The following is a 3,773-nucleotide window of genomic DNA, read 5'->3' as shown; positions in this document are numbered from 1 at the left end:
TCCTCGGACGAACCTCCTCTTAGCGCCACCACCAACGTCTCGGCTGACCTCTGCCAGTCATAGCGGGCTGCTCGTTCGATACCCTGCGCCCCCACCCGTTGGCAGGCGTCGGTATCTTCCAGCGCCTTTTCTAGTGCGGCGTGAATACTGTCGGTCTCTCCCGGCTCGACCAGGAACGCCGACTCGCCGGTGATCTCGTGCATCGCCGTGTGACGGCTGGTCAGCACCGGCACGCCGCACGCCATTGCCTCCACCACCGGCATGCCGAACCCTTCGTATAGCGACGGGTACGCCAGCAGATCGGCACTGGCGGTGATCAGCGGGAGATCCTGCTGCGCCACATAGCCGAGCCGCAGCAGCTCACCGCGGGCCTCAAGGCGTTGCAGCTCACGGCTCAGTGAGGCATCGTTCCAGCCCTTGGCGCCGACGCACACCAGCGGCCACTCCCGTCGCAGCGCATCGGGCAGGGCGGCGTAGGCCTGGACGAGACGCTCCAGGTTCTTGCGCGGCTCCAGAGTGCCGACGCTGAGGATGTAGCGCTGCGGCAGGCCCAGGCGCCCTCGTGCAGCGGCCCTGGCGGCGGCATCGAGCGGGTGGAAGGCCGTCGCTGCAGCTGGTGGCACCACCGTGATGTCCGCTTCTCGCCGCCCGGCATAGGCGGCGATCTCGCGACGCATGGTAGAGGAAATGGTCACGATGGCATCGGCGTGGCACAGGGTATGGTCGATCTGGCGCGTCAGGTAGGCGATCCGCGCAGGCGGATGAGACTCGGGTACGGCGAGATGGGAGAGGTCGTATACTGTGGCTACGCGTCGGCCGGAAAACGGCATCAGCTCGAGTCCCGGTTCCCAGTACACATGGCCGTCGTAACGGCAAGTCAGGCCGGCAAAGCGCAGCGCCCGAAGCTCATGGCGCAGCCTGTAGCTGCCCGGTATCTGGCGCAGTCGGCGCCGAAGTCCCGTGGTTTCGCCAGTTCCGCAAAAAGCGCGAGACGCTATCGGTGGCCAGTCGTGCAATTGAGCGCCGTCGAGCCATCGGCTACGATACAGCCCCCTGAAGTCTTCGATCTCGCGGTGCTCCGTCAGTCGAACGGCCAGCTGTTGCGTGTAGTGGCCGATTCCCGTCAACGGTGGCCGGAGACAATCAAGGTTGATCAATAGCTTCATGGCGACGAACGCTACCTTATTGATATCTGACGCTTCGCGTCGGTTCAGTTTCAAGCACAACCCCTATGCCTGATACGCGAAGCGCATCGCACAAAGGGCAGAGAATTCCAGTATCACCAAGGAGACGACAGTGTCGGAAAGCTGCCCCACCAGGCCCTATCTGGTCGACAACAATCCACAGCTTGACATGTCAGCACTAGAGCGGCGCTTAGACGAACTCCTTGCCGATCGCCAGGCGGTGCCTTCGGCGCCCAGACCGTTGCCCAGTCGGCAACCTTCTGTCTGGTTGCCACCGTTGCGCCGATTACTTATCCAGCTCAAGGCCAGCTATCTGGTCAGCCAGTGGTTGCCGCGTCACCCCGGTCTCTATCGTCGGGCGCGGACACTCTATCACTGGCTCAGAGAGGTTGTCGGGCGACGTTAACGCCTTGATCAAGCGCCGGGTGTTGCGCTGGCGTGCCTCGTCGACCAGATGGAAGTCAGTATTGAACATGTCCTCCACCGGGTACATGAAGTCATAGGGGCGTCCCCGATAGGTCAGGCCGTGCTCGGCCGCCTGCTTCGGTAGGGTGGTATAGAAGCGCTGCTCGACTGAATCTTCCTGGTAAGAGGGATGAAATAAGAACGCCGGAGGCACCAGTATCAGGCAGGCGCCGCGAGCGTGCAGCCGTGCCTGGAAATGGCGTAGCAGTGCCCACCCCGGTGCGTTGCGACGATGCTCGGTACCATAGTGGCGCGGGGCTTCGGCCATGACCTGCTGTGCCATCCAGGGTTCACGAAGCTGGCGCGTGGCACCCGTTTGATCGCCGCGGGCGTCCAGGCGGTGGGCCCCGTAGGTGCCGCTCACCGTGAAGTCATCGGGCAGGCCGCGATAGCCCTGCATGACTCGGGTGGGAGAGGTCTGCATCACGATCTGAAAGGCCTCGCGAGCCAACAGGGGCAGCCAGCGATGCAACGGCAGCGCCTCGCGGCTCAGCCGCCAGGCATCCAGCAATGCCTCGGGTCGGCCCAGGTAGAAGTCGTTCATCACGTGGTTGATCTCGCCGTTGTAGCCGAATAGCGGATACTCCAGCGCCATGATCACCACGTCACCCGCCTTGGCGACTTCCAAGGTGTGGTTGAGTATCACCGGCAGACCCAGCCCGGCATTCACGCCGAGATTCACCGCGGGCCGCCGGAAGGTTTCTTCAAGCTGTTGTGAGTCGATGCCGAACATGGCACTGGAGCCCCCCGCCACCAGTAGCCGCGGTATCGATATTGCCTCGGCCCGGCTCTGCTTATGGGCCTGGGCCTCCAGCACCCATTGATGGCTGGGATGGGGGTGGCCCAGCTGACCCGCCAGCACCAGTAGCCAAAGGCCGGCGGCCAGGCACAGGCCAAGGGCAATGCCGCCCAGCAGTCGCCAGAGGGCGTTCTGATGGGCCTCTATTCGGTGCATGGATCGGCTCCTAGAACTGGAAATAGAGAAACGCCTGCTCGGGCTGGGCATACAATTGTTTTAACACCACGAACAGTAGCACCCCGCACAGGATGCCCACGCCCCACAGACAGCGGCGGGCACGCAGTGGGTCATGGCTCTCCATGGCCGCCCGCCAGCGTGACGTCCATTGCTGGGAGTTGGGCAGCAGCAGGGCGATGCTCATACCCATGGTTATCATGCCAAACAACCGACCGTGCTCGCCCGATACCGGCCAGCCCTGATGGGTCCACTGTAGCGCTGGAGACCACTGCCAGGGCACACTCAGTGCCTGATAGAGCTGTAAAGCCGTATCCACGGAGTCGGCCCGGAACGGGATCCACGCCAGCATCACGAAGCTCAGCGTCAGGGGTAGTGCCAGCCAACCGGGCCAGCGCCATCCGGTGAGCCTCATCCAGCCATGGGCCAGGCACAGCGCCACACCGTGCAGCCCCCCCCACAGCAGGAACTGCCAGCCAGCACCGTGCCACAGGCCACCCAGCAGCATGGTCAGCATCACGCTGAGGTAGCGGCGCTCGCGCCCACCCAGCGGAATATAGAGATAATCACGCAGGAAGTGGGAGAGGGTGATGTGCCAGCGGCGCCAGAAGTCGATGGGGGAGCGGCTCCTGTAGGGTGAGTCGAAGTTGACTGGCAGCTTGAGGCTCAGCATCAACCCCAGGCCGATGGCCATGTCGGCATAGCCAGAAAAATCGAAGTAGAGCTGCACGCCATAGCCGAATCCAGCGAGCCACGGGGTCTCGCCGCCCAGGAATGCGCCGCCTGAGGCCTGGGCATAAAGCGCCCCGACTGGCGCATCCAGTGGATCGGCGATTAGCACCTTCTTGGCCAGTCCGAGACACAACAGTGCCAGGCCGGCGGTGAAGGTGTTCACTCGCCAGGTCGGCCAGCGATGGCGCACCTGGGGCAGGATCTCCCGGGCATGCACGATGGGGCCGGCGATCAGCTGCGGGAAGAAGGTGACGAAGAAGGCATATTCGGTGAAGCGTGGAAGCGCCACCTGTCGCCGCCACAGATCCACGAGCCAGGCGATCTGCTGGAAGGTGAAGAAGGAGATGCCCAGCGGCAGCACCATCTGAAAGCTCGGTACGGCCCATTCTGGCACTAGCAGGGTGTGCAGCGTTTCGGCG

Annotated in this window: 3 protein-coding genes; all 3 read right to left on the bottom strand. The window is 63.6% G+C overall.

Features of this window, described 5'->3' with window-relative positions:
• Positions 1 to 857: glycosyltransferase family 1 protein (locus RI841_RS15280; RefSeq protein WP_310706490.1), on the bottom strand; the 857-nt coding region annotated here is incomplete at its 3' end.
• A 613-nt stretch (positions 858 to 1,470) separates the two neighbouring features.
• A complete protein-coding gene (locus RI841_RS15275) occupies positions 1,471 to 2,604 on the bottom strand; it encodes a hypothetical protein (RefSeq protein ID WP_310706489.1) in 1,134 nt (377 codons plus the stop codon).
• A 10-nt stretch (positions 2,605 to 2,614) separates the two neighbouring features.
• A partial coding sequence (locus tag RI841_RS15270) for an MBOAT family O-acyltransferase (protein ID WP_310706488.1) occupies positions 2,615 to 3,773 on the bottom strand: 1,159 nt, incomplete at its 5' end.

Source organism: Halomonas sp. (assembly GCF_031581305.1).
Lineage (GTDB): Bacteria > Pseudomonadota > Gammaproteobacteria > Pseudomonadales > Halomonadaceae > Halomonas.
This window is presented reverse-complemented; position numbering and strand designations above follow the sequence as displayed.